The sequence below is a fragment of the Psychrobacter sp. H8-1 genome, assembly GCF_904846575.1.
GTDB classification, from domain to species: Bacteria; Pseudomonadota; Gammaproteobacteria; order Pseudomonadales; family Moraxellaceae; genus Psychrobacter; species Psychrobacter fulvigenes.
The window spans coordinates 1,525,713-1,551,735 of sequence record NZ_CAJHBG010000001.1 but is presented as its reverse complement, the minus strand read 5'-3'; the positions used below and the strand labels follow the sequence as shown (position 1 = coordinate 1,551,735).

Sequence of the window (26,023 nt, the reverse complement as noted above, 5' to 3'; positions counted from 1 at the left end):
TTGAATTTCATTACGGTTTGGGCTTATTGTCCCAATCAAGCAAGAATTTTTTACGCAATTCAGGGGTTAGGATTTCAATAGAATGTATAGTTGCTACTCTATCCGTTAAGCATTTTTCATTACCAGTAGTTTGAAGTGGAGGAAGACTTTTTTTATCAATAAAACCGCCTCCTGCGTAAACTTCTGTGTCAAATGGAACTGATGTTTCGTTTAAAATTACAGTCTCTGAATCTAGGTTAACCCTGATATTACTAGATTTCGTATCAAACACTGGAGTTGTATAACCATCTTCATCACCAAATAGAAGACAGCCATTCTTCATTGTAAATTTACCTGATAATAATGCAGTTAGTTGAACATTGTTGCTTTCATCATAGTAAGAGAATAGATCGAGTGAATTATTCGCTCTTATCACTGGGTTAGACGTATTACTTACTATCTGATCAGAACAACCAAACTGAAATAGAATTACGATAGGAATTAGGAACAAATATCTATTTATCATGCTTAATAACCTCATGGCACTGATGGAATAGTAACGGATATTTCATGTGCAATATTTATTGAGGAAAAGTATTTTGGTAATGAAGAGACTATCTCGATAGTCGCTTCACCTTAATAGTAATTAGCCAATCACCAACTGCTCCAAATCTTCTTCCTGTTGTCCAGCCAAATTAGCGACCATAGATAGCGCATGCGCTTGCTGGCTCGTAAATTGTTTTGAATCTTTGTCCGTAGTAGCTGATCCTTCACGTAGCCAGTTACTAGCTGTATGTTCACTATTTTGATTGTTTTGCTGATTATATAGGTTATACCAAGCCAAATCATGATGTAAGCTGACGACGTCACCCATGATAAGTAAGGCAGGGGTTGGTAGTTGTGCTTGTTCTTGCTGAGCAACAATAGTCTCAAGCGTACCAGTTAATACTTGCTGATTGGGCATACTGGCGTTGGAGACGATAGCTATCGGGGTGTCGCTACTGCGCCCAGCGTCAATTAAACCTTCAGTCAAACGCGCCAGCGAATGCAAACCCATATAAAACACCACGGTCTCATCAGTATTTAAAAAGCTTTTAAAATTGCTATTGGGTGCGCCAGCCTTCAAAAATCCAGTGACGAAACGTACTGATTGTGAGTGGTCACGGTGAGTCAGCGGAATACCAGCATAACTGGCGGCAGCGTTAGCAGCGGTAATACCGGGTACGACTTGATAAGGTACACCATGCGCACGTAAGCTTTCAATTTCTTCACCGCCACGTCCAAAGATAAAGGGATCGCCACCTTTTAGACGAACGACGCGTCGACCTTCTTTTGCACTATTGACCAACAGCTCATTGATACCAAGCTGAGCTACCGCATGGTTGCTACGCTTTTTACCGACAAATACTTTATCGGCATCGCGGCGGCATAAATCCAATACTTGCGGTGATACTAGCGCATCATAATAGACAATATCGGCTTGCTGCATAAGACGCAGCGCCTTAAAGGTGAGCAGTTCTGGATCACCGGGTCCTGCACCAACGATATAAACTTCGCCCATTATATTTTTTACGGTTTGGGATTCTGTGGATTCATTCTCTACTGTATTTTTTTTCTTGATAGCGGATGCAGTGTTATCTAAATCCGCTTGCAATTGGGCAGTCGCTTTCTTCTCATTACCAGCAAATATCAGCTGACTGACTTGACCTTCAAAGGCGCGCTCCCAAAACTGCCGACGTCCTGTAAGAGTTGGTATCTTAGTTTTTACCTCGCTACGAAACTCACCTGCTAGCTTGGCCAATTTGCCATAACCTTGCGGAATTAGAGTTTCAAGACGTGCACGCAGTAGACGTGCCAGCACGGGCGCTTTACCATTGGACGAGATACCAATCACAATGGGATTGCGATCGACGATTGCTGGAAAGATGAAATCACATAAATGCGGAGTGTCGACCACGTTTACTGGAATATTAAGGTCGCTAGCATCAGCGTGAACTTGATGATTCAGCGCCTCAATATCAGTCGCGGCGATGATAACGCGCGCACCTGTCATATAAGCTTTATTATAATTTTCATAGATGAGTTCGTGCTTACTATCTGATAGCAAGGCTTGTATTTCAGCACTGATACTTGGTGCAAGAATCGTAATGGCAGCACCAGCGCGGCTGAGTAAGTCTGCTTTACGTAGCGCGACATCACCGCCGCCAACGATAAGTACTTTGCGGTCTTCTAATTTAAAAAATAAGGGAAAGGTGTTCATAGCATCACCAGCAATTTATTCAATGTAAGAGATGTTGCCATTATGAGGTATCACAGGCGCACTCTCACTTAGTGAATTGGCATTAGCATATTCGTTTTTGTCATGTTAGCGATAAGTTTTGGTGGAAAAAAGAATAGGGACAACAATAGAAAGAAAAATAAAAAAGCAGATGAGAATAGAGGAGAATAAAGGTGTTTGCCATAAAAAAGCCCTCTTACCTATGTATAAAAGGGCTTTCAAAATTATGGCTGACTATAGCTTTGTACTACAGCTGCGTATGTAAACCACACTCACGGCTTTCTTCTACCTTAGTCGGATCAAAGTAATCAAACTCATTTGGCAGATTATGCTCAAGCAGATAATCGTCTAAATCAGCGTCTGTTTTTTCAAATAAAGGCGCTACTTTTAGCACGCCATCTTTTGATAAGCTAAGCACATCAAGACCTTGGCGGAATTCGGTTTGATCTTTGCGAATGGCATTGAACCACACGTCAGGCTTCAGCTCATCTAGCGCGCGGCGGAATGGCTCAAGTTTCACTTGTTCAGTGAACTCGCCATGTTGCGGGTTGTCAATGCCTGGGATGCCATTCATGGTGGCGTCACGATGGGCAGCGGTTTGTTTTGGAATATACGTCACGACGTTGAGATCAAGATCACGAATCAATTTGTTGGCAAACTGATAGGTCGCATCGGTGTTATAGCCTGAATCTACCCACAATACCGTGATGTCAGGGCGCTGCTTGGCAACCAAATGCAAGATCGCTGACTCATAAGGACGGAAGTTGGTGGTGATGATTGGGTTTTTGGCTTGCGTCAATGCCCACTCAACGATTTGCTCAGGTGATTTACCTTGCAAATCTTGGTTTGCTTGGTCGATATCTAGGTTTGGGTGTAATTGGCTCATAATACATTCCTTAATAATTGTTAATATAAAAATAGCGATTTGATAGTGAATAATAAAATCAGTTTTTTGAGAACATCGGTAATGCTGAAGCGTCTCGACCATCATAGCTACTGGCTAGGGCAGTGAAGGCTTGGCTAATATCAGATTTAGCATCATGCTCATTGAGTACAAAGCTAGTAGCACCAGCGCGCAGCAAATAAGCGATTTGATCACGACCAAACGCGCCTGCCATGCGAATATCACCTTCATAACCAAGCTGACGCAGGGTCTGTGCAAAACTAAAACCGCGACCATCCACAAAACTTGGGACATGAATGACGATCAAGTCTTGCGTCAATAAAAATTCTTTTACATCAGACAGATCATCAGCATCGGTGTTGGATGTGATCCACACACCCAATCGGCTGCTGTGCTGCTTTAGGATATCCAATACTTGCGCGAGCAAACCGTTTGCCAGTTTTCCATCAGCATTTAATAAATCTGCTAATGGGACAAGTACATCAACTTTTTCTTGTTTGTGTAACAGCTCAAGTAAGGTCAGGCTTGATAACGCGATACCGTCAGGCAGCTGCGCTGTCGCTAGCGCTTGCCAAGTATCTTCGCCACTGATGTCTGCGCCATGGCTATCAAGCACATGATGATTAGCCATAGACCTTCTCCTTAAAGGGGGCGATACCAACGCGGTCAATCACGTCACCAAAACCCTCAACATCTTGTTCGTTAGTGCCGCGTATATCGAGATACACATCTAAAATGGTTTGTAGCGTGCTGGCCACATCATCCGCTGGCACCGCTTTTCCTAAGATTTTGCCCAACTTGGCGTCATTACTAGAGTTACCGCCAAGGCTAATCTGATACCAGTGCTCGCCTTTTTTGTCCACACCCAAGATGCCGATATCACCTGTGTGATGATGGGCGCAAGCATTCATGCAACCTGACATGTTTAGGCGAATATCACCAAGATCATACAAGTAATCTAAATCATCAAACTGCTTTTCGATTTGCTCAGCGATATTGTGCGTAGTCGCATTGGCCAGTGAGCAATAATCCCAACCTGGGCAGACAATCATGTCGGTTAAGGTGTTGATATTGGCGCGTGCTAAATGCAAATCTGATAGCTGCTGCCACAATTCATAAAGCTCATTGGTTTGCACATCAGCGAATACTAGATTTTGCTGATACGTACCGCGCAATTCACCAAAGCTATAACGATCAGACAAATCGGCAAGCGCATCCATTTGCGCATCACTCAAGTCACCTGATGGCACATAACGACCGTCCACCAGTCCGGCTTTTAAAGAGATTACTACCGCACGGTAACCGTCCACCTTATGTGCCACGGTGTTTTGCTTATACCAATCAGCGAAATCTTTATTGTCTGCCAATTGTGCTTGCAACTCTGATTGTACTGCGAGCGCATCAAATGACTGATAATCAGGCATGCTAAAATAGCTGGCAGCGGTGTCAAAATTGTCATCCGTCAAGGTCAGCGGACCGTCTTTGGTGTGCGCCTCCCACTCAGCCTCCACCAATTTGCCAAACTGATCGCCGCCTAAGCTGTCGACCAAAATTTTAATACGGGCTTTGTATTTATTGTCACGACGACCATGCAAATTATAGACGCGCAAAACCGCATCAAGATAACTGAGTAAATGCTCGCGCGGTAAAAACTTGCGAATCGTTTTACCAATAATAGGCGTACGTCCTAAGCCACCACCAACGATCACTTCAAAGCCAAGCTCACCTGCGTCATTGGTAACGACGTGCAGACCCACATCATGTACTTGCGTTGCCGCACGATCCGCTTCGGTACCGATGACTGCAATTTTAAATTTACGTGGTAAAAAAGCAAACTCAGGGTGGAAGGTTGACCACTGACGAATGATTTCGCAATAAGGACGTGGATCAGCAATTTCTTCTTTATGGATACCCGCATAAGGATCCGTTGTGGTGTTACGGATACAGTTACCTGAGGTTTGGATGGCATGCATCTGTACCGTTGCCAATTCTGCCAAAATGTCTGGCACTTCTTCTAGTTTTGGCCAGTTCAGCTGAATATTGGTACGGGTGGTCATGTGCCCATAACCTTTATCATACTTACGGGTAATCTCAGCCAATTTGCGTAGCTGATAGCTGGCAAGCAAGCCGTAAGGAATGGCGATACGCAACATCGGCGCATAACGCTGGATATAGAGGCCGTTTTGCAAACGCAGCGGCAAAAATTGCTCTTCTGGCAGCTCGCCTGCCAAAAACCGTTCGGTTTGGTCGCGAAACTGGGCGACTCGTTCTTCTACCAAGGTTTGGTCAGCGTAGTTATATTGATACATGACGTAATCTCAATTTTTTAAACATAAAAGCAGCGACGAAAATGATTGGCGTGTGTAATCAATCTTATTGCCAGTCGCAAGGTAAACAATTCAGAGTCACATCATATAAGCTTGCGCCTGCAAACATAAATTCCTTTAAGACATATGTATATCCAAAGTCAGCATAAATTTTCATAACGAAAGTTAGGTAGCCTATGCTTATCAAATTTATCACGACTTATTTCATCACTACCTATAAAGGTTTCAAAAAATGACATCTACCACTGCTAATCAACAGCCATCAAAACTTGTTCCGCCACATGGCAGCAGCGAGCTTAAACCGTTACTATTAAAGGGTGACGCCCGCAACCAAGCATTGAAACTTGCCAGCAACTTGCCGACGATTACTCTGAGCTCGCGTGAGCGTGGTGATTTGATTATGCTCGGTATTGGTGGCTTTACGCCGCTAAATGGCTTTATGAACCAAGCGGATTGGCAAGGGGTGGTTGATGATATGCGCCTGCAAAGTGGTGACAATGCTGGCTTGTTTTGGCCGATTCCCATCACGTTATCAGCGCCTAAAGCGACTGCCGATAACTTAAACCAAGGTGATAAAGTCGCGTTAGTGGCGCAAGATGGTGAGATTATGGGCATCTTGACGGTAGAAGAGACTTATATCATTGATAAAGAACATGAGTGTCAGCAAGTCTTTACCACTACTGACAGTGAACATCCAGGCGTGCAACAAGTACTCAACCAAGGTGAAGTAAATATCGCAGGTAGTGTCGAAGTATTGAGCGAAGGCGAGTTCCCAACCTTATATCCGGAAATTTATAAAACCCCTACTGAAACGCGGGAAATACTGGATGCCAAAGGCTGGAAAACGGTTGCCGCTTTCCAAACGCGTAATCCAATGCATCGCTCACACGAATACCTTGCCAAGATTGCTATCGAGATTTGTGATGGAGTCTTGATTCATTCATTGCTCGGGGCATTGAAGCCAGGCGATATCCCAGCCGAAGTGCGTCAAGAAGCCATCAAAACCTTGATTGATAATTACTTTAAACAAGACACAGTCATTCAAGCCGGTTATCCGCTAGATATGCGTTATGCAGGACCACGAGAGGCGCTACTACACGCGGTGTTCCGTCAAAACTACGGCTGTAGCCATCTGATTGTCGGTCGTGACCATGCGGGCGTTGGTGATTATTATGGTGCGTTTGATGCACAGACTATCTTTGAATATGTCGGTAAAGATGATTTGATTACGCAGCCGCTAAAAATTGGCTGGACGTTTTGGTGCAATGCTTGTAATGCCATGGCTTCAGACAAAACTTGCCCGCATGAAGCGTCTGAGCATGTCAAAGTATCAGGTACTAAGCTGCGTAAGGCATTATCAGAAGATGAAAACGTGCCAGAGAACTTTAGCCGTCCAGAAGTATTGCAGATTTTGCGTGATTATTATGCGGGCATCGCAAAAGAGGAACGTGCTGAGGTGAAGTTAGTCGGTGCATCTTCGGTATAGATTCTATTAGTTGTAGCTAACACATTTAAAAAAAACCCAGTCTAACGACTGGGGTTTTTGCTTTTTTATCTATTCTATATGAGTCTATGCTATCTATATAAGCCTGCGCTAAATTTACAGCACCACCTTATAACTCGTACTACGTCCTGAAGCAGCAGACTTCTCTAACATGCCTTTTTCTACCAAATCATTAATATCTCTTAATGCGGTATCCGCTGAACACTTCGTCATCGTCGCCCACTTTTTGGTCGTGAGCTTGCCATAAAAGTCAGTCAGTAATATATTGAGCATCTTTACTTGCCTTGGGTTTAATGATTGCTGACGGTGGGTCTGCCAAAAGCTGGCTTTGCTGATGATTTTATCCGTTGTTTTCTGTGCAGATAATAGTGCTTGCTCTAGCGTTTGTAAAAACCAAACCAACCATTCTGTAATATCTGAATCCCCTTTTTGAGTACGCTCTAGAATTTTGTAGTATTCATTACGCTGTTTAAGTATTTGAGCCGACATGCTGTAAAAGCGTTGCATGCTACCGTCACTCTGCGCCAGCATTCTTTCGGTTATTGCACGTGTTAAGCGGCCATTTCCATCATCAAAAGGATGCAGTGTCACAAACCATAAATGAGCGACACCTGCTTTGATGACGAGGTCTAAATTATCCTGTTCATTAGCTGAGGTATTGAACCATGATAAGAAGCGCTCTAACTCTATGGGCAACCTATCTCCACTTGGTGCTATAAAATGAACCTGTTCACGCCCGTAGCCACCAGACACCACTTGCATAGGTCCTTTACTGTCATCACGGATTGCTCCTGTTTTAATGCTATAAAGCCCACTATATCCTGTCGGGAACAAAGCGTTATGCCATCCCAGTAAGTCGTTTAGTGTCAGCGCTGTCTGATAACCATAAGTGGCCGCAAGCATCATCTCAACAATCGCATCAATTTCGCGCGTGGCAGCAGGCATGTCATAAGTTTCTATGCCTAAGTGCCGTGCGACAGAGGAGCGTACTTGCTCATCATTTAACATCTCGCCTTCGATCTCAGATGTTTTAACCACTTCAAGAGTGACCGCATCTAACTGTGCTTCAACGTTCAAATCAAACCCTAACGTTAATAATTTTCCAAGCAAATGTCCCTGCAATATCCGCACACGACTCACTAGTGGTAGCAATTGTTTATCCGACCAGCACCACTGTGTCCAGTCTGGTCTTTCATGGATATAAGTCACATGTTTCATCGTTATTCCTAAGTGATGCGGTCATTAAAAGCCTAATCTCTGCATATTATGCGGTGATTATAGGGGTTATTCAATGCATTTTGAGTATTCAGGTCATGTGCAGCATCTTGAATCCTCAAGCTCGCCTTACTACCGTACTTACAAATCGTTTTTTTTTATATCACAGCGAGCACGTACTTTTATGATCATTTGCCTGTCAATCTCCTGTTATTCCATTGTGGCAATAACATACGCATATTCGTCATTAAACATAATAACAAGGTGCTGTTAGCATAGCTGCATTACATAACAAACACCTTTTGGGGCATTTAATGACATCTTACACTGCACGCTATCAACACAAAAATAAAACCCTTTTAAGCATTGCTGGAGTAGCGCTCACGCTAGGTCTGGTTGGCTGTAGCAACAGCGACCAGCCAGAAGCCGCTGCTAATGCTGATGGCACGCCAGCAGCAGAAACGCAAAACATTGAGTTGCTAAACGTCTCTTATGATGTGGCACGCGACTTTTATAAAGACTATAACCCGCTGTTCGTTGAGCATTACAAAAGCGAGCACCCAAACAGCAATATTCTAATCAAACAGTCTCATGGCGGCTCAAGCAAGCAGGCATTGTCTGTGGCTAACGGTCTACAAGCAGATGTTGCGACCATGAACCAAGGCTCAGACATTGAGCTACTAGAGAAAGAAGGTTTGGTTGAGTCAGATTGGGAAAGCAAATTCCCTGATAATGCGGTGCCATTTACCAGCACCATCGTATTTTTGGTACGTAAAGACAATCCAAAAGGCATCAGTGATTGGCAAGATTTGACCAAAGAGGGCGTTGAGATTGTGATGGCCAACCCAAAAGTGACGGGTAACGGTCGTTATGCGTTCTTAGGCGCTTATGGTTACGGTCTACATGCTTTTAATAATGAAGAAGCACCTGCCAAAGGCTATGTCCGCGACATGCTCAAAAACGTCAAAGTCTATGAGAATGGCGGCCGTGCAGCGACGACGACTTTCGTGCAGCGCGGTATCGGTGATGTATTGGTCACTTTTGAGAACGAAGCCAACCTTGCAGCGACTGACTTTGGGGTTGGGCAAGTAGACATCGTTTATCCTAAGTATTCGATCAAATCTGAAAGCCCAGTTGCTATTGTGAAGTCGGTGACGGATAAGAAAGGCACAACGGACGCGGCAACAGCCTATCTTGATTACTTATGGAGCGAGCCTGCTCAGCAGTTAGCGGCCAACCTATATCTGCGTCCTAGCGTACAAAGCGTGCTAGAGAAGAATGGTGATAAGTTACCTCCAATTGAAACTTTCCGTCCAAATGACGCCTTTGGCACATGGGATGAGATCATGGGTACGTACTTTAGTGATAATGGTGTCTTCGATCAATTAGCGATAAATGCACCGCAGTAATGATTGATACGGTCGCGGTACTAGCAGCAACAGTCATGCAGTCACCAGTCGTAAACAATCATCAATCGTCATGAAAAACCGCATAAAGGACATGGTATATACGCTATGTCCTTTATACCGTAAGCATACTAATAATAAGTTCGATACCTCACTCTCAACTCTCAACTGCTCTAAAGCCACAGTCTACGATAGTTCAAAACAAATTGAGAGTCAGGTAGTTCGATATAACAGGGTCTTACGATAAGTAGCAATGCTAAGTGCTATTAGTTAAGCAACAGGACATCACTATGAGTGCAACAACATCTTCTGCCCGCAAAGCCCCTGCCAAAAAAGGTTGGCTGACCCGTTTGCGTCAACGCAATGTACTGCCAGGTTTCGGTCTGAGTATGGGTATCACTGTCTTTAGCTTATCGCTATTGGTGGTACTACCGTTTGCCATGATGGCCTATACCACCACGCAAATGGGCTGGACGGGATTTTGGGAGACCATCTCTCAGCCGCAAGTGACTGCAGCTATCAAGCTAAGTCTATGGATGTCGTTTTTAGCGATGCTGACCAACATGGTGTTTGGGACGTTGGTTGCTTGGGTGCTCGTGCGTTATGAGTTTTGGGGCAAGTCTATGATTAATGCCTTGGTTGATCTGCCGTTTGCACTGCCAACCGCGGTCACTGGTATCTCACTTGCCACCCTTTATGCGCCCAATGGCCTCATTGGCCAATGGTTTGCCAAGTTCGATATTCAGGTGGCTTTTACGCCATTAGGTATTTGGCTGGCCTTGGTCGTGGTCAGTTTTCCTTTTATTGTCCGCGCTGTCCAGCCAGTACTTGCAGAGTTATCGGTTGAATTTGAAGAAGCGGCTGCAGTACTCGGTGCCAATCGCTTAACGACGTTTCGCAAAGTAATCTTACCAGAGCTGTTGCCCGCACTACTGATGGGCGCAGGCATGATGTTTGCCCGCGCGACTGGCGAGTACGGTTCAGTGATTTTTATCGCGGGTAATATTCCGATGCAGTCTGAGATTTTACCCATCATTATTATTAGTAAACTTGAGCAGTTTGATGTGCAAGGCGCATCGGCAGTAGCATTGTTTATGCTGCTTATCTCTTTTGTTATTTTACTAAGTATCAACATCGTACAGTGGAAACTGTCGCGCCGCGTAGGAGCCCGCTGATATGCAAATATCCAATAGCTACGACTATCAGAGCAACCCTGCAACCAAAGACACCCCATGGATTAGACGTATTTTTATCGCGGTTGCGGTGTTATTTATGATTGTCATGTTGGTCATCCCTTTGCTGGCAGTGTTTTATGAAGCCTTTAAAAACGGTTGGCAGTTATATATCGCATCCTTAGTTGACCCAGAAGCGCTACAAGCGATTAAGCTGACGCTGATTACCGCTGGTATCGTGTTACCGATCAACATGGTGATGGGTATCGCCATTGCTTGGCTGGTGACGCGCTATCAGTTTAAAGGTAAACAACTGGTCACCACCTTGCTTGATTTACCGTTCTCGGTATCGCCCGTGGTGGCGGGTTTGATGTTTGTATTGCTATTCGGACTCAATTCTACCGTTGGTGGCTGGCTTGAGAGCATGGGGTTTCAGGTTATTTATGCCGTTCCTGGCATTATTTTGGCGACATTATTTGTCACCTTCCCATTTGTGGCACGTGAGCTGATCCCGCTTATGCAGACCCAAGGCGATAGTGAAGAGCAGGCTGCGCTCACTTTAGGCGCTACGGGTTGGCAGACTTTTTGGCATGTGACCTTGCCAAATATCAAATGGGCACTGCTTTATGGCTTAATCTTGACCAACGCAAGGGCGATGGGTGAATTTGGCGCGGTAAGCGTGGTATCAGGCCACATTCGCGGTGAGACCAATACCATGCCGCTGCTCGTCGAGATTGCTTATAACGATTATAACTTTACGGCAGCTTTTGCTTTGTCGAGCTTACTTGCCGGACTGGCTTTGATAACCCTATTGGTTCAGCAAATCATGACCAAGATGCAAGAGCGCAAGTTTGCCAAATCCGCACGGATTGAGAACATTCCGACGTTATTGGTCAGCACTGAAGCAAGTACTGACACGGATGGCGAAACTAGAGCCGATCTAAACAAAGCATTGGCTAACAAAAGCTAACTTGCTTTGGGCGTGTCATCACTTAGATGGCGAGGCTTAAAATGATATAAGAAATACAAAATAAGAGAGACAGACATGAGCATCGAGATTCGCAGTGTTAACAAAACTTTTGGCGACTTCACCGCCTTAGATGATATCAATATCACGGTACCGACTGGTAAGTTGACGACTCTGCTTGGGCCTTCTGGCTGTGGTAAGACGACTTTGCTACGCATTATTGCGGGTCTGGAGTATGCTGACTCTGGGCAGATTTTATTTGATGAGCTGGACGTGACCAATACCCCAGTACAAAAGCGTCATATCGGCTTTATGTTTCAGCACTATGCGCTATTTCGACACAAAAACATCGCCGATAATGTCGCATTTGGCTTGAATTTATTACCAAAAAATGAGCGACCAAGTAAGGCTGATATTAATAAGCGCGTGGCAGAGCTCTTAGACTTGGTACAATTGCCGCAACTGGCGAATGCTTATCCGCATCAGCTATCTGGTGGTCAGCGTCAGCGGATTGCGCTGGCACGTGCTTTGGCAGTAAAGCCAAAATTATTATTACTCGATGAGCCGTTTGGTGCACTCGATGCAAAGGTACGTAAAGAGCTACGCACTTGGCTAAGAAACATTCACCACGAGCTGGGAATCACTAGCATCATGGTAACTCATGATCAAGAAGAGGCGCGTGCGGTATCGGATGAGATTGTCGTCATGAATCATGGCCGTGTGGAGCAGGTCGGTACATCAGAAGAGTTGATACATCAGCCAGCCAGTGCCTTTGTGAGTGATTTTTTAGATTTGGTGTAGGTTTTTTCGTTTCGTACTGCAACAAATTTTGACCCAAAAAAAGACCTATAATAATTTATAGGTCTTTTTATAAACATGATAATAAAAGAGCTTGCCAGCGAAGCGTTATATCTCTTCGGCATGAATTTTGTAATCCAAAGCATGATAAGTGGTTTCTAAGATGTCTAGACACCACTCAGGCAAATTATCGGCTACTTCATACCACATCCAAGTACCATCACGAACACAATTGAGGATACCGAGTTTTCTAAGATGGTTTAAATGGCGCGATATGGTAGGCTGTGGTTGATCAAGCATCTCAACCAACTCACCGACACAGCGAGACTCTTTTTGAAAAAGTATTTGAAATAGCTTGAGACGAGTAGGGTCGGAGAGTACTTTGAATAACTCTAGCGGCTCTATCTGAATATGGTTAGACATAAGGATTTCCAAGTAGTGATGAGATCTGAATAATATCTCTATAGCTAGTGAACTATCATTTGCGTTTAGCCAATGTCTGAGCAGCCATATTTGGTTAGTGAAGAGGATATTTCACAAAATAGCGGCTACAATCTAGCAAATAGTAAGTTTGTATCTCTATATGCGTAGAAATAAATATACCAACATTCATGAGTTTCGTAATATTTAATTTATTGGCACTTATTAAGAATTTACCATTTGTCCGCATTATAGCACCTTTCATCTAACCTGAGAAATGTCGATTACATTAAGTCACTATTAGATTTAGTATTCACTTACATAAATACAAACCACACATCATTATTGATTTGTGTAAAGCGAGTAAATAATAGCTTCACAAAAGTTATTGAAAATAACAATGATTATCGTTATCATAAAAAAATAGATAATAACATGATGCTATCGCGTGCTGATTTAATGGTCTGAGATATTATTTTTGCAAAAAAGCATCATATTTATCAAAAACTTTATGAATATTGGTCCTATCCTTAGGAGAGAAGCCCATGCATGTATGCATCTGCAATAACGTGAACGATAAGCAAATCAAAGCTGCTATTGCCTCAGGAGTTGACACCCTTGACGGTCTCAAACAGACACTGAGCGTTGCAACATGCTGCGGATGTTGTGAGCCAATGGTCAATGACTACTTAGATGAGCACTACGCTAAGCTCGATGTGTTGGCTTATGCGGTATAGGCATAACTTGATTGAATGACAATCAGCTTGGTATTGTTAATCGGCTTGCAGCCTTTGTGCTGACTGAATACTTTTACATCGTAAAGATCCTCGTTGGCTTAAGGCTTACTTAGTTTGCTGACAAGAGGGTTATGCTATATATTGAGTAATATAAACAGAGAATAAGCTAAAACAATAACTATAGGAGAGTACACATCATGATAGGTAGCCAAAAGGTCATAGATTATCTGAATTTTTTGTTGGGCGGGGAGCTGGCTGCACGTGACCAATACTTTATTCACTCAGAGATGTATGCTGAGTGGCAGTACGGCAAATTATTCGATCGTATCAATCATGAGATGGAGGATGAGACTTTACATGCTCAGGCCATTATCCGCCGTATCCTAATGCTCAGTGGCACACCCAAAATGACCGTCAATGAGATCAACATCGGAACTAGCGTACCTGAAATGCTACAGTTCGATCTTGATTTAGAATACGAAGTACAGCAGCACCTAAAAGACGGTATTGCACTCTGCGAAGAGGAGCATGACTACGTCACACGTGAGATGTTGGTTGAGCAGCTGAAGGACACTGAAGAAGACCACGCGCATTGGCTTGAGCAACAACTGCGCCTCATCGACATGATTGGCTTGCCCAATTATCTACAAAGCCAAATGGCTGAAGTCACTCCTAATACTGTTTGATACTATTATGGATATGATTAGCAATAATATTTAGATAGATAGCAGACATGAAGGGAGAGAGAGGATGAAAGGGAATAAAGAGGTCATTCAAGCTTTAAATAAGGTTCTTGGACAGTCACTGATTGCGATAAATCAGTATTTTTTGCACGCACGTATTGCACGGCATTGGGGGTTAGAAACGCTTAATGATTCGTTATACAAGCAGTCCATCACCGAAATGAAGTGGTCAGATGATTTGATTGCGCGTATCTTGTTATTAGGTGGTCTGCCGAATCTGCAAGAGTTAGGTAAAATATTGGTGGGTGAAGATGTACCAGAGGTGATTGAATGTGATCTGCGCCTAGAAAAGCAAAAATTCGCCATCCTTACCGATGCCATTACCTTATGTGAAGCGCAGCGCGACTATGTCTCTCGTCAGCTGCTCACCACTCTAAAAGATGGCAATGAAGAGTACCAAGATTGGCTTGAGACACAAGAAGACTTGATTCAAAGCATTGGGGTAGAGCGCTATATCCAATCGCAAATGCATGACGATAGCGCACCATAGAACTATCATGCGCCAGCCTATGTTTTGATAAGTCTCAATTTGACTTGTCAAAACATAGGCTGGCATTTTTGCGGTTAGACTTTATGCATTTCTATTTAAGCACTTCTAAAAGACAGGTGTTTTTACCTGTTTTTCGTTGGCACTCAATATAAGCCGCGACCATCTTCAGGTTTTAAACGTAAGAAATATAGCCCCGACAGGATAGTTAGACACCCTAGAATCCAATAGGTGGTCTGGAAGGCGGCTAGAGTGTCGAGATGAAACTGCTCTCGTAACAAGTTTAGTACCGCGGCACCAAAAGCAATGCCAAAACTGATGGCCAACTGCTGATTGACTGCCATTAGACTATTGCCACTACTGGTTTGTGTGCCCTCTAGGTCACCAATGGTAATCGTATTCATGGCGCTGAACTGCATGGAGTTACAAGCACCCATTACGATCAACAGAGGGATAAACCATAACCAGTTTGACGGATCATTGAACTGTGCCAACAAGATGATTAATATGCCAATCAAAGTAGTGTTATAGACCAGTACGGTGCGATAACTGTAGCGCTGGATTATTTTGCTGACCCAAGGTTTAATGCCCATCGCCCCTATAGCGATGGGTGCAAGTAACCAACCTGCCTTGGATGGTGAGTACTCAAACACTACTTGTAATAATAGTGGCAGTAAGAAGGGTACAGCGCTGATGCCCAGTCGGGTAAATAAGTTGCCCGTGATACCGATTCGAAAGGTGCGAATATCAAATAGGCTTAAGGGGAATAAAGGCGCTGATCGGCGTTTGGCATGTGCCACATAAGCCCCTAACAAAACACTAGCAGCCACAGCCAGCACGAGACCATAAAGACCGCGCCCAACCTGTGAGCCAAACTCGACAGCAAGGGTGAACCCGCAGGCAGCAGCGGCAAACAAGACAAAGCCCAACCAGTCGAGGCGTTTAGTATCTTCAAATAACGCGGGTATCAGTTTTTTACCGATGATAAAACCCGCCAGCCCCATTGGGATGTTAATTAAAAATATCCAATGCCAACTGGTGTATTCAACGATATAACCGCCAAGTACTGGGCCTACTAAAGGCGCAATCAGTGCTGGTATCACTGCAAAGTTCATAACCGTCAGTAGCTGATTACGTGGATACGACTTCACTAAAATCAAGCGGGCAACAGGTGTCATCATGGCGCCGCCAATACCCTGTACAATGCGTGAACCTATCAAGAAATCTAAACTAGGCGAGGCTGCACATAGCAAAGAGCCAATAGAAAAAATAACAATGGCAGATAGAAAAACACGGCGTGTGCCATATTTATCAGCTAAGAAGCCGCTGATCGGAATAAAAATAGCCAGGGTCAAAGCATAGCTGATCACCGCCCATTGCATTTTGAGTGGTGATTCACCAAGTGCTTGCGCCATTTGTGGTAGTGAGGTGTTTAAGATGGTGGCATCCAGAATTTGCATAAACAGCGCCACCGCCAGTACATAAGGCAGATATTTACTTTGTGTTTCTGTGAGCGTTACCATATGTACATCACCATAAAACAGATAAAGCGGCCGAGAGCTAATAGCTCTTGGCGGCTTGGGGCTATATAGAATTCATCTCTGAAACTCTATATAGCCTCTAATAAAAAAAACGTCAATGATAACGTGATTAACTCAGATTAGAAACCACTACCTTAGGGTCTGTCGAACAGATCCTATTTACAAGAGGGACTTTGAAAAGCTGCTAGACACTCGTTATAGTAAGGCCAATATACATTTGTAGCCGCTGTATCCTAGTATCAATGCATCCCAAACCATCAATCATTTGTACACTTATCAAACCGTTCATTAGGTTTTTATAATAAAAAAGGATAGATTATGAGTAATATTGATAATAAAACCCAGACCGATAGCGACGCCAATACCAACAATAATGGCTATACACCGCCCAAAGTGTGGAAAAATGATAAAGAAAATGGCGGTAAATTCGCTAGTACCAATAGCCCAACTGCTGGCGCGCGCCATGAAAAGGTGTTACCAGTAGGGGATGCACCGCTTCAGTTGTACTCACTAAATACACCGAATGGCGTTAAGATAAATATCCTTTTGGAAGAATTGGCCGAGCTTGGTATCAAAGACGCTGCCTATGATGCCTATAAAATTGATATCTCTGAAGGCGATCAGTTTGGCTCAGATTTTGTCTCTATTAACCCGAACTCTAAAATACCAGCCTTGGTGGATTACTCTCCCAATACAGAGGACGGGAAGCCTATAGCTGTTTTTGAATCGGGCGCCATTGCATTATATCTTGCAGAAAAATTTGGCAAGTTTGTGCCGTCTGCGGCTGGAGCGCAAACCAAAGCTCGAGCAGAGTGCTTATCATGGCTGATGTGGCAAATGGCTAGTGCTCCTTATTTAGGCGGCGGCTTTGGGCATTTTTATGCTTATGCGCCTGAACCTATGGAATATCCTATCAATCGTTTTACCATGGAAACCAAGCGTCAACTTGATGTTCTGGACAGACATCTAAAAAATAGTGAATATATGTGTGGTAATGGCGAAGATGCCTATAATATATCTGATATGGTTATTTGGGCATGGTATGGTCAGTTAGCACTCGGAAAGCTCTATGATGCTGCCGAGTTTTTGCAAGTTGATGATTATTCTCATGTCCAACGCTGGGCGCAAAAAATAGCCGAGAGACCTGCGGTAAAAAGGGCTGTAGAGTTAGAGTTAGCTCCTATTAGATAAGACGGTTTTAGTAGTTGTTAGCTGAGAGATATCACATAAGTTATCCATGTCCGTAAGACTAATAGGTGTCATGCTTATTAGTCTTATTTTTGCGGGCATGAATAAATTGATAATTAGCAGATATTCAACTAAAGTTGTTTACTTATGGAATTACATAATGCTACATTAGTATAATAGACTGAAATATTAATGCGCTAACATTAGACGGGTACAAAACAGACTCGATATTTGCTTACCAGTGTTGATGAGTAAAAGCTATGAAAATGAATGAGCATTGGCCTGTATCCTGTACCGCTATAGTAAAAAGCGAAATATAGCAAAGAGCGAAACGTAATAGCAGTTATATTATGAATACTAATAAAAAAACCATTTTATATGGTTATTCGAAGCAGTGAGAAATAACAAATTGATGGATAAGTTGATAAAAACCAATATTTTAAAATATAGGCTGGCGCTGCCAATAGTGATGGCTATCAGTACCGCTGCCATCAGTCCAATGAGTAGCGCTGCATCGTCGGCAGTGGAGATGACTCATCATGATTGGCAAGTGGTGTGCGACAATACACGCACATGCCGGCTGGCAGGTTACCAAGCTGAAGGTAATAGCGAGCTTCCTGTATCGGTTTTATTGACACGCCGTGCAGGTAGTAATGCTAGCGTGACTGGTCGCGTCAAGATCGGCGCTGCCAAAGAAAGCTCTACCAAAGCATTGCTACAGTTGGGCAGACGTCATCGTATCTCGCTGGTCATCGACGACAAAGACCTGGGTGAAACCAAACCTTTTTTGACAGCCGCTGGCGATGCGGAGTTGACTTCAGCGCAAGTCACAGCTTTGCTCGAAGCATTGACCAAATCGAGTAAGATTGAGCTGGCACTGCGCAATACTCGCTGGCAGTTGTCTGACAAAGGCGCTGCAGCTGTCATGCTAAAAGCAGATGAGGTACAAGGCCGAGTAGGGACGCCGAGTGCTTTTGTGCAGACAAATCCTCCGACGAAATCCAATAGTAGTGTGTTGGCACCGCAGCCTGCACCGCAGCTACAGCTTATCATCCCAAGCTCTAGACCAAATACCAATAGAAAATTTAGTATGAAGTCATCACAGCTTACCGAGTTGGTCAAAGGCACCGTCAAAGATGTCAGTGCTGATTGTCCAAAGTTAACGGACAATTCGCCTTGGCGTGTTAATCGCTTGAATAGTAGCCAGCTCTTGGTACAGCATAGCTGCTGGACAAGTGCGTACAACTCAGGCACTGGTATGTGGGTAATCAATGACGGCAGCCCATATAGTCCAGCGCTCGTGACCACTGATGCGACAGAATATACTAACGGTAAGATAAGCTCGGTACAAAAAGGACGCGGGGTTGGTGACTGCCTATCCAGGACCGATTGGATTTGGACTGGTAAACGCTTTGTCAAAAGTTATGAAGGCACCACAGGACTCTGCCGTATGGTTGAAGCGGGTGGTACCTGGCAGCTCCCAACCTTCGTAGCGGAAGTAAAAAGCATCTAAGCTAATAAGCTAAAGGATATCTGAGGTAAAGGGCATCTAAGATTACAGTGGACATGTTGCGTGCTGCCAGCCAATCGATTTATGTATTATCAAATCCTTTGGGGTGCCAAAAAGCAGTCGGTTAAGGTCTTTCAGCTGTTTTTGAGGGCTGTAATTGATCATAAATATGACCGTGTTGATCGAAATTCAAAAATAAAGCGTTTATTATAAGTTTACTGTGCTATACTGCGTCCCCACGTTAGCATAGACTAGCGTGAATTATGAGATTGATAACATCGCCTGCGATTTTGGGTCTAGGATTGACCGAGAGTAATTGTTGCCGATGATTTTGTGTACTTAAATAATCAATTATTATTTTTGACTCATATCTTATCTACTAGCCAATGAGGCTAGATTGGTTGTTATTTGCCTTTATCTGCTTTGGACAAAGCTTCGATAATGCGCTTATAGCAGACAAGGATGAGACACTCGGCACTACCACCAAAATACGTCAGACAACGCACAACCCCTTTTATAGAAGTCATGGGCTCCAATGAGCCTGGCTGCTAATTGTCAATAATTTCATTATTATTGACGATGATTAAAATGAGATTGCGCGATGAACGGTTATCAGTGGTGTGCATCAAGTTTGCTGAATTTACAGCAGCTTAACACCACCAAGGATCTTCATGACTGACATCTTATCTACAATCGCTGCCGAAAACGGCATCATCGAAAGCAACAAAGCCTCAAATTCTGACACTCAAGCGGCCAATACTGACGCTGCTGAAGAAAATCAAGTAACCTTTAAAGACCTCAATATTGCCAAGCCGATTCTTAGCGCGCTTGATCGCAGTGGTTATACCAACCCAACTCCTATTCAAGCACAAGCCATTCCTTTTGCTCTAGACGGCCGTGACCTTTTATTGTCGGCGCAAACGGGCAGTGGTAAAACAGCTGCATTCGTTATTCCAGTACTCGACCGCTTAAGCCGTGCTACTAGTTTTGACAAACTAACCAAAGCCCTTATCTTAACGCCAACGCGTGAGCTTGCTCAGCAAGTCCATGATAGCGTACGTACGTATTCTAAAGATATGCGCGGTGTATTTTGTGTACCTTTGGTTGGCGGCGCACCTTATAACGGTCAGATCACCGCTTTGAAAAAAGGCGTACAAGTTATTGTTGCGACTCCTGGTCGTCTACTTGACCATATCAATGCTGGCCGCGTTGACTTATCAAACCTAGAAGTGTTGGTACTTGATGAAGCTGACCGTATGCTAGACATGGGTTTTGCTGATGACATCAACGACATCTTAAAAGCAGCACCTTCTAACCGTCAAACGATTATGTGTTCGGCTACTTGGGACGGTCCTGTTGGCAAAATTGCTGCCAGCTTCACCAAAAACCCAGAGCGCGTTTCAATCAAGGTTGAATCAGCACATATTGACGAAAAAGTGTACTACTGTGATGATTTTGATCACAAAAACAGATTGCTTGACAAAATCGTTTGCCAGCCTGAGATGGAGCAAATTATTATCTTTGCTGCCACTAAGCGTAGTACTGAAAAACTGGCGAAGTCTTTACAAGAACAAGGCCATAAAGCCAGCTTCTTACATGGTGACTTGCCACAAAGCAAGCGTAACCGTATCGTGCAAGACTTACGTAATGGTAAATGCAAAATCTTGGTAGCGACTGACGTTGCTGCTCGCGGCCTTGACGTGCCAGCACTATCGCACGTAATCAACTATGATCTGCCGCGTCAAACGGAAGACTATGTACACCGTATTGGTCGTTGTGGCCGTGCTGGTCGTACGGGTGTTGCAGTGAGTCTATGTAGCATGGATGATCGCCCACAGTTAAACGCTATCAATCGCTATCTCGATCGCAAAATGGAAGTCAGTGTCATTGAAGGCCTAGAAGCCAAAAAGACTTATGTTCCTAGCGAAAACAAAGGTGGTCGTGGCCGTGGTCGCGGACGCTCAGGTGGCGGTCAAGGCCGTGGTCGTTCAGGCGGTGGTTATGCTGGCAAGTCTAGCGGCGGTGGTCAAGGCCGTGGTCGTTCAAGCGATAGCAATACTGGTCAACGCGCAAGCAATGACAGCGGCTATCAAGGTAAGCCACGTGACTCATCTGGTAAGCCAAATGAGCGCTCTGGTGGCAAGCCATATCAAGGTAAGCGTAGCGGTGGCCCTAGCCGCGGTGATGGCACTGGCGTTCCACGCGGTGATCGCGCTGCAACGGGTCGCGGTCGTCCAAGTGGTAGCCAAGGTCGCCCAGCAGGTCGTTCTGATAGCCGTGGTCAAGGCCGTCCAACTGGCGGTAACCGTGGTAGAAACTCGTAATAAAGTGATTGCTTGCGTTTAATAAAGGCTTAATATAAAGCCATATACTTAATCGTATTGCGTAGCACGAAAAAAAGCCAGATACTTGTTATCTGGCTTTTTTGTGTTTGCTGTTCCGTCCTATAAGTGTCAAAACCCTGTTAGAGCCAAGAGTAATCAGACAATACTTGCTTGCGTGTCTTTTTGGCCTTGTCTATACTGACCCATTTTTATAATTTGAAATTACTCAAAACATCCGGAGCGCTTTGATGCCCGCCACCTCAAATTTAGCAATTGATAGTCTGCCATTAGCGTTTGGCATCATCATGGCCATCATCGGCTTGGTTTTTTATACTCAAGGCTTGCCAGGAAAGTTCTGGCGCCGTTTTTATGCCGTATTGCCAGGGATTGTTCTGTGCTGTTTTATACCCGCGACGCTCAACAGCTTAGGGGTGTTTGCAGACGGTGTGGGCTCGCAAATTTATGGCTTTACAGCTACCTATCTATTGCCAGCCAGTTTGCTGCTCATGACCTTGTCGATGGACGTTCCCAAGATACTTGGCTTGGGCTGGAAAGCGATTGCGATGTTTTTCGCTGCTAGTATCGCCATTGTGATCAGTGGCCCGATGAGTTTGGGTGTGGCCAAATGGGTGTCGCCCCAGATGTTTACCGATGATACTTTATGGCGCGGGTTTTCGGCGGTCGCTGGCAGCTGGATCGGCGGCGCGGCAAACCAAGCGGCGATGAAGGAGCTGTTTGGCGTCAGTGATGACTTGTTTGGTATGATGATATTGGTCGACACCACCAATGCGTCGTTATGGCTACTGGCTATCTTGGTAATGGCTAAGCATAGCGATAAGATAGATCGTCTATTAAGGGCTGATAGCAGTAGTATTGATAAAGTCATCGCAGCGGTTGAGAGTTATGAGCGCGATCATGCACGTCCAGCGACAATAAACGACTTAATGGTGATGTTTGGCTTATGCTTTGCGATGGTAGGGGTGGCACACTTTATCGGCGGGCAGATAGCAGGCTTCTTTGCGCCATACAGCTGGGCAGTACAATACAGCTTTGCCAGCTCATTCTTTTGGATGGTGGTGATTATCACCTTAATAGGCGTTATCTTTTCCTTTACCAAGATTCGCAGGCTCGACCATGTTGGGGCTTCAAAAATCGGTACGGTATTTATCTTTGTATTGATTGCTGCTATCGGTATGCAAATCAATCTAGCCGGCATCGTCTCACAATGGCGTTTATTGCTCATTGGTCTATTATGGATGAGTATTCACGTCGTGATTATCTTTGCGGTCGCTAGACTCATTCGTGCGCCATTTTTCTTTTTGGCGGTCGGCTCCAATGCCAATACGGGCGGCGCGTCATCGGCACCGATTGTCGCTACGGCATTTCATCCATCACTTGCGCCAGTTGGAGTATTCTTGGGTATTCTTGGCTATGCGGTGGGTACGTTTGGTGGTTATATTAGTACGCAGATGATGCGGCTGGTGGTGGGGTGAGAATATTTCCTATTTCGGATATTTGATGCTCATAGAAAAAAGACCCGCCTAAAGGCGGTCTTTTTTTAGCTCATTAATTCCCGAGCGCTACTAACAACTGCTGATTGTTTAAGTTATCGTTTTGTCTATCTATGTATTAATACGTAAGCCTATCCATAGCTATCGATAGGTACGTGTTAACCTTTCTTCAAATAGGTATCTGTCTGCATTTATAGATATCTCACTACGTCTCTTATGAGAAAAACGATTTGCGAGGAATGATAACTTTATGGCTAATTCTAATAAAAATAAAATTTCCGACAGTTTTAACAGTCATGTGCATAATCAGAATCAAATTCAAGTCAGAGGCGCACGTGTTCATAATTTAAAAAACGTTGATGTTGATTTACCGCGTAATGCACTAGTAGTCTTTACGGGTATATCAGGCTCTGGTAAATCATCTTTAGCCTTTGGGACTTTATTTGCTGAGTCACAGCGCCGTTATCTTGATTCCGTATCGCCTTATGCGCGGCGTCTGATAGATCAGGTCGATGAGCCGGATGTCGATGCAATAGAAGGGTTACCACCCGCGGTCGCATTACAGCAGCAACGCGGTACGCCCTCTGTGCGCTCATCTGTTGGTAGTGTCACGACCATATCGAACGGCCTGCGTATGCTGTACTCACGAGCTGGCGAGTACCCTGCGGGTCAGGAGATGCTATACGCCGACGCATTTTCGCCCAATACGCCAGAAGGGGCATGCCCAACGTGCTCGGGCATTGGTCGTGTGTTTGAAGTCACCGAAGCGCTGATGGTGCCTGATGCGACTAAAAGCATTCGTGAGCGCGCTATTGCCTCATGGCCGCCCGCGTGGCAAGGGCAGAACCTCAGTCGTATATTAACGACGCTTGGCTATGACATTGATACGCCATGGAATAAACTTCCCAAAGAGACCCGCGACTGGGTTCTATTCACTGATGAGACGCCGATGGTGCCTGTCTATCCTGAATATAATATCGAGCAGACACGTGAAGCGATTGAAAAAGGTGAGAAGCCAAACTATATGGGCACCTTTACCAGTGCAAAGAACTTTATCTTGCACTCATTTGCTAATACCCAAAGCCCACGCACCAAAAAACGTGTTTCGCAATTTATGCAGATATCCGAGTGTTCTGAGTGTCATGGGAAGAAGCTAAAAAAAGAATCGTTATCCGTTAAATTTGAAGGGCTAGATATTGGCGAGTTATCGCAGCTCACCTTAACCGAGCTAGCGCTTAAACTCGAAAAGACGGCTCGCACCAAGGTCGCTAATGAGACACCCAACCGCGAAAAAGCCATCGTTGCTCAGCGTATCGCCAGTGATATTCTCGCTCGTGTCGAAGCATTAACGAGACTGGGCTTGGGTTACTTATCACTTGAACGCACGACACCGACTTTGTCGCCAGGTGAGTTACAGCGTCTGCGTCTGGCGACCCAAATTCGCTCGCAGCTGTTTGGCGTAGTCTATGTGCTTGATGAGCCATCCGCTGGCTTGCATCCTGCTGATACACAGGCGTTGCTGGGTGCATTGGATGAACTCATCGCTGCTGGTAACTCAGTGTTTGTCGTTGAGCATGATGTGAGCGTTATCCGGCATGCTGATTGGGTAGTAGATGTGGGGCCAAAGGCTGGCACGCACGGTGGTGAAATTGTGTATAGCGGCCCTGTAGAGGGACTACGTGATGTCGCTTATTCACAAACGGCTCAATATCTATTTACTGATACTGATACTGATACTGATTTGGCGGATTCAACGACAAATCAGCTATCTACACCATCACTAAGACAGCCAACAGCGTGGCTAAAGCTGGCTGGTGTTGAACGCAATAATATACAAGGGTTAAGCGTTGAGTTTCCGCTAGGCGTTATGACCAGCGTCACTGGCGTATCTGGCTCTGGCAAATCAAGTCTTGTGAGTCAGGCATTGGTTGAGCTTGTCAATGAGGCTTTAGGACAAAAAGCGCACGTGGATGCTCCAACGGGCGAAGCGGATTTGCTTGAGCAAGAGTTTGAAACGGTTACGAATGGCAAAATCATTGCTGGCATGGACAAAGTCAGTCGTCTTATTAATATCAATCAAAAAGCCATTGGTCGTACACCGCGCTCAAACCTTGCGACCTATACTGGACTGTTCGATAATGTCCGTAAATTATTTGCGGCAACTGAGCAGGCCAAAGCGCGCGGTTATGATGCGGGTCGCTTTTCATTTAACACGGTCAAAGGCCGTTGTCCAAATTGTGAGGGTTTAGGTTTTGTCAGTGTTGAGCTGTTGTTCCTGCCTAGTGTCTACGCGCCTTGCCAAGTCTGCCATGGTCAACGCTACGATGATGAAACGCTTGAAATCACGTATCGAGATAAAAACATCGCTGAAGTGCTAAATCTAACGGTGGAAGCGGCTTATGAGTTCTTTGCCGATGAGGCGTCTATTGTGCGTGCACTAGCTGCATTACTCCAAGTCGGGCTCGGTTATCTGCGTTTGGGTCAGCCGGCGACTGAGCTATCAGGTGGTGAAGCCCAGCGCATTAAGCTAGCAACTGAGCTGCAGCGCACGCAACGAGGTGATACGCTCTATATCCTTGATGAACCGACCACCGGTCTACATCCAGCAGACGTATCGATGTTGATGGCGCAGTTGAACGGACTCGTCGATGCGGGTAATACCGTCATTATGGTTGAGCATGATATGCAAGTGGCCAGTAATAGCGACTGGATTATTGATATCGGGCCAGGGGCAGGGGATGAGGGCGGACAGATAGTCGCTCAAGGCACACCTGATGAAGTGGCAAAGTCAAAGACCAGCCGAACTGCGCCCTTTTTATTAGCGTAACGTTAATTGGCGTAGTGTTATCGATTAAAGTACTATCGTTAGATGGGTATAAATAAGATGAGATAGATAAAAACCCATTTGTCGCAAAATTTGCGTTAACTGCCACAGGTAGTAAAACCTACTCAGTATTTAATACAGGTTATACCTCTAAATATCTACAATATGTGAACGACTTAATTTACTCA

The 26,023-nt window shown here is 44.7% G+C and carries 22 protein-coding genes; 13 read left to right on the top strand and 9 right to left on the bottom strand.

The genetic code is table 11. The features are described 5' to 3' along the window. Window positions 1-10: 10 nt before the first annotated feature. The 5 genes from JMY01_RS06350 to JMY01_RS06330 form a co-directional block, all read right to left on the bottom strand. A complete protein-coding gene (locus tag JMY01_RS06350; RefSeq protein WP_201574781.1) occupies window positions 11-505 on the bottom strand; it encodes a hypothetical protein in 495 nt (164 codons plus the stop codon). A gap of 120 nt (window positions 506-625) precedes the next feature. Further along, on the bottom strand, window positions 626-2,239 hold the full coding sequence (gene cysG, locus JMY01_RS06345; RefSeq protein WP_201574780.1) for a siroheme synthase CysG: 1,614 nt from the start codon (window positions 2,237-2,239) through the stop codon (window positions 626-628). A 265-nt stretch (window positions 2,240-2,504) separates the two neighbouring features. Beyond that, entirely contained in the window at window positions 2,505-3,143 is a 639-nt protein-coding gene (locus tag JMY01_RS06340; RefSeq protein WP_201574779.1) for a phosphoadenosine phosphosulfate reductase family protein, read from the bottom strand. Window positions 3,144-3,201: 58 nt separating this feature from the next. After that, window positions 3,202-3,792: a DUF934 domain-containing protein gene (locus JMY01_RS06335; RefSeq protein WP_201574778.1), complete on the bottom strand. Its 591-nt coding sequence runs from the start codon at window positions 3,790-3,792 to the stop codon at window positions 3,202-3,204. Beyond that, a complete protein-coding gene (locus JMY01_RS06330; RefSeq protein WP_201574777.1) occupies window positions 3,785-5,470 on the bottom strand; it encodes a nitrite/sulfite reductase in 1,686 nt (561 codons plus the stop codon). The genes JMY01_RS06335 and JMY01_RS06330 overlap by 8 nt, the downstream gene beginning before the upstream one ends. A 250-nt stretch (window positions 5,471-5,720) precedes the next feature. Here JMY01_RS06330 and sat point away from each other — a divergent pair, with 250 nt between their 5' ends. After that, window positions 5,721-6,974, top strand: coding sequence for a sulfate adenylyltransferase (sat, locus tag JMY01_RS06325; RefSeq protein WP_201574776.1), 1,254 nt, complete (start codon window positions 5,721-5,723; stop codon window positions 6,972-6,974). A gap of 114 nt (window positions 6,975-7,088) precedes the next feature. Here sat and JMY01_RS06320 read toward each other — a convergent pair whose 3' ends face one another. Then, entirely contained in the window at window positions 7,089-8,210 is a 1,122-nt protein-coding gene (locus JMY01_RS06320; protein WP_201574775.1) for a Fic family protein, read from the bottom strand. Window positions 8,211-8,521: 311 nt separating this feature from the next. On the opposite strand from JMY01_RS06320, the gene JMY01_RS06315 reads away from it, so the two are divergent. From JMY01_RS06315 to JMY01_RS06300, 4 genes are all read left to right on the top strand, one after another. Continuing rightward, a complete protein-coding gene (locus tag JMY01_RS06315; protein WP_201574774.1) occupies window positions 8,522-9,616 on the top strand; it encodes a sulfate ABC transporter substrate-binding protein in 1,095 nt (364 codons plus the stop codon). 287 nt (window positions 9,617-9,903) lie between these two features. Further along, the gene (gene cysT / locus JMY01_RS06310; RefSeq protein ID WP_227677730.1) at window positions 9,904-10,788 is read left to right on the top strand and encodes a sulfate ABC transporter permease subunit CysT; all 885 of its coding nucleotides are present in this window, start codon (window positions 9,904-9,906) and stop codon (window positions 10,786-10,788) included. 1 nt (window position 10,789) lies between these two features. Beyond that, window positions 10,790-11,755, top strand: coding sequence for a sulfate ABC transporter permease subunit CysW (gene cysW, locus JMY01_RS06305; RefSeq protein ID WP_201574773.1), 966 nt, complete (start codon window positions 10,790-10,792; stop codon window positions 11,753-11,755). A 75-nt stretch (window positions 11,756-11,830) separates the two neighbouring features. After that, window positions 11,831-12,553: a sulfate/molybdate ABC transporter ATP-binding protein gene (locus JMY01_RS06300; protein WP_201574772.1), complete on the top strand. Its 723-nt coding sequence runs from the start codon at window positions 11,831-11,833 to the stop codon at window positions 12,551-12,553. Window positions 12,554-12,658: 105 nt separating this feature from the next. On the opposite strand, the gene JMY01_RS06295 is transcribed toward JMY01_RS06300, so the two are convergent. Further along, on the bottom strand, window positions 12,659-12,973 hold the full coding sequence (locus tag JMY01_RS06295; RefSeq protein ID WP_201574771.1) for a helix-turn-helix transcriptional regulator: 315 nt from the start codon (window positions 12,971-12,973) through the stop codon (window positions 12,659-12,661). A gap of 542 nt (window positions 12,974-13,515) precedes the next feature. Here JMY01_RS06295 and JMY01_RS06290 point away from each other — a divergent pair. From JMY01_RS06290 to bfr (JMY01_RS06280), 3 genes are all read left to right on the top strand, one after another. Next, a complete protein-coding gene (locus JMY01_RS06290) occupies window positions 13,516-13,707 on the top strand; it encodes a bacterioferritin-associated ferredoxin (RefSeq protein WP_201574770.1) in 192 nt (63 codons plus the stop codon). A 197-nt stretch (window positions 13,708-13,904) separates the two neighbouring features. After that, window positions 13,905-14,393 carry a bacterioferritin gene (gene bfr, locus JMY01_RS06285; RefSeq protein WP_201574769.1) on the top strand — a complete coding sequence of 163 codons (489 nt, stop codon included), beginning with the start codon at window positions 13,905-13,907 and terminating at the stop codon, window positions 14,391-14,393. Window positions 14,394-14,457: 64 nt separating this feature from the next. Continuing rightward, window positions 14,458-14,940 (top strand): bacterioferritin, encoded by a 483-nt coding sequence (gene bfr / locus JMY01_RS06280; RefSeq protein WP_201574768.1) that lies wholly within the window; start codon window positions 14,458-14,460, stop codon window positions 14,938-14,940. Between the two features lie 143 nt (window positions 14,941-15,083). Here the strand turns inward: bfr (JMY01_RS06280) and JMY01_RS06275 are convergent, their stop codons facing one another. After that, on the bottom strand, window positions 15,084-16,460 hold the full coding sequence (locus JMY01_RS06275; protein ID WP_201574767.1) for a DHA2 family efflux MFS transporter permease subunit: 1,377 nt from the start codon (window positions 16,458-16,460) through the stop codon (window positions 15,084-15,086). 336 nt (window positions 16,461-16,796) lie between these two features. Here JMY01_RS06275 and yghU point away from each other — a divergent pair, with 336 nt between their 5' ends. Together yghU and JMY01_RS06265 are read left to right on the top strand one after the other, a co-directional pair. Then, window positions 16,797-17,669, top strand: coding sequence for a glutathione-dependent disulfide-bond oxidoreductase (yghU, locus tag JMY01_RS06270; RefSeq protein WP_201574766.1), 873 nt, complete (start codon window positions 16,797-16,799; stop codon window positions 17,667-17,669). A gap of 391 nt (window positions 17,670-18,060) precedes the next feature. Next, a complete protein-coding gene (locus tag JMY01_RS06265; protein WP_227677729.1) occupies window positions 18,061-19,179 on the top strand; it encodes a DUF1176 domain-containing protein in 1,119 nt (372 codons plus the stop codon). Between the two features lie 401 nt (window positions 19,180-19,580). Here the strand turns inward: JMY01_RS06265 and JMY01_RS14270 are convergent, their stop codons facing one another. Beyond that, on the bottom strand, window positions 19,581-19,703 hold the full coding sequence (locus JMY01_RS14270) for a hypothetical protein (RefSeq protein ID WP_265089848.1): 123 nt from the start codon (window positions 19,701-19,703) through the stop codon (window positions 19,581-19,583). A 144-nt stretch (window positions 19,704-19,847) separates the two neighbouring features. On the opposite strand from JMY01_RS14270, the gene JMY01_RS06260 reads away from it, so the two are divergent. From JMY01_RS06260 to uvrA, 3 genes are all read left to right on the top strand, one after another. Then, entirely contained in the window at window positions 19,848-21,500 is a 1,653-nt protein-coding gene (locus tag JMY01_RS06260) for a DEAD/DEAH box helicase (protein WP_201574765.1), read from the top strand. A gap of 248 nt (window positions 21,501-21,748) precedes the next feature. Beyond that, window positions 21,749-22,993, top strand: a complete 1,245-nt coding sequence (locus tag JMY01_RS06255; protein ID WP_201574764.1) for a DUF819 domain-containing protein — start codon at window positions 21,749-21,751, stop codon at window positions 22,991-22,993. 268 nt (window positions 22,994-23,261) lie between these two features. After that, window positions 23,262-25,838 (top strand): excinuclease ABC subunit UvrA, encoded by a 2,577-nt coding sequence (gene uvrA, locus JMY01_RS06250; RefSeq protein ID WP_201574763.1) that lies wholly within the window; start codon window positions 23,262-23,264, stop codon window positions 25,836-25,838. The last annotated feature ends 185 nt before the right edge of the window (window positions 25,839-26,023 follow it).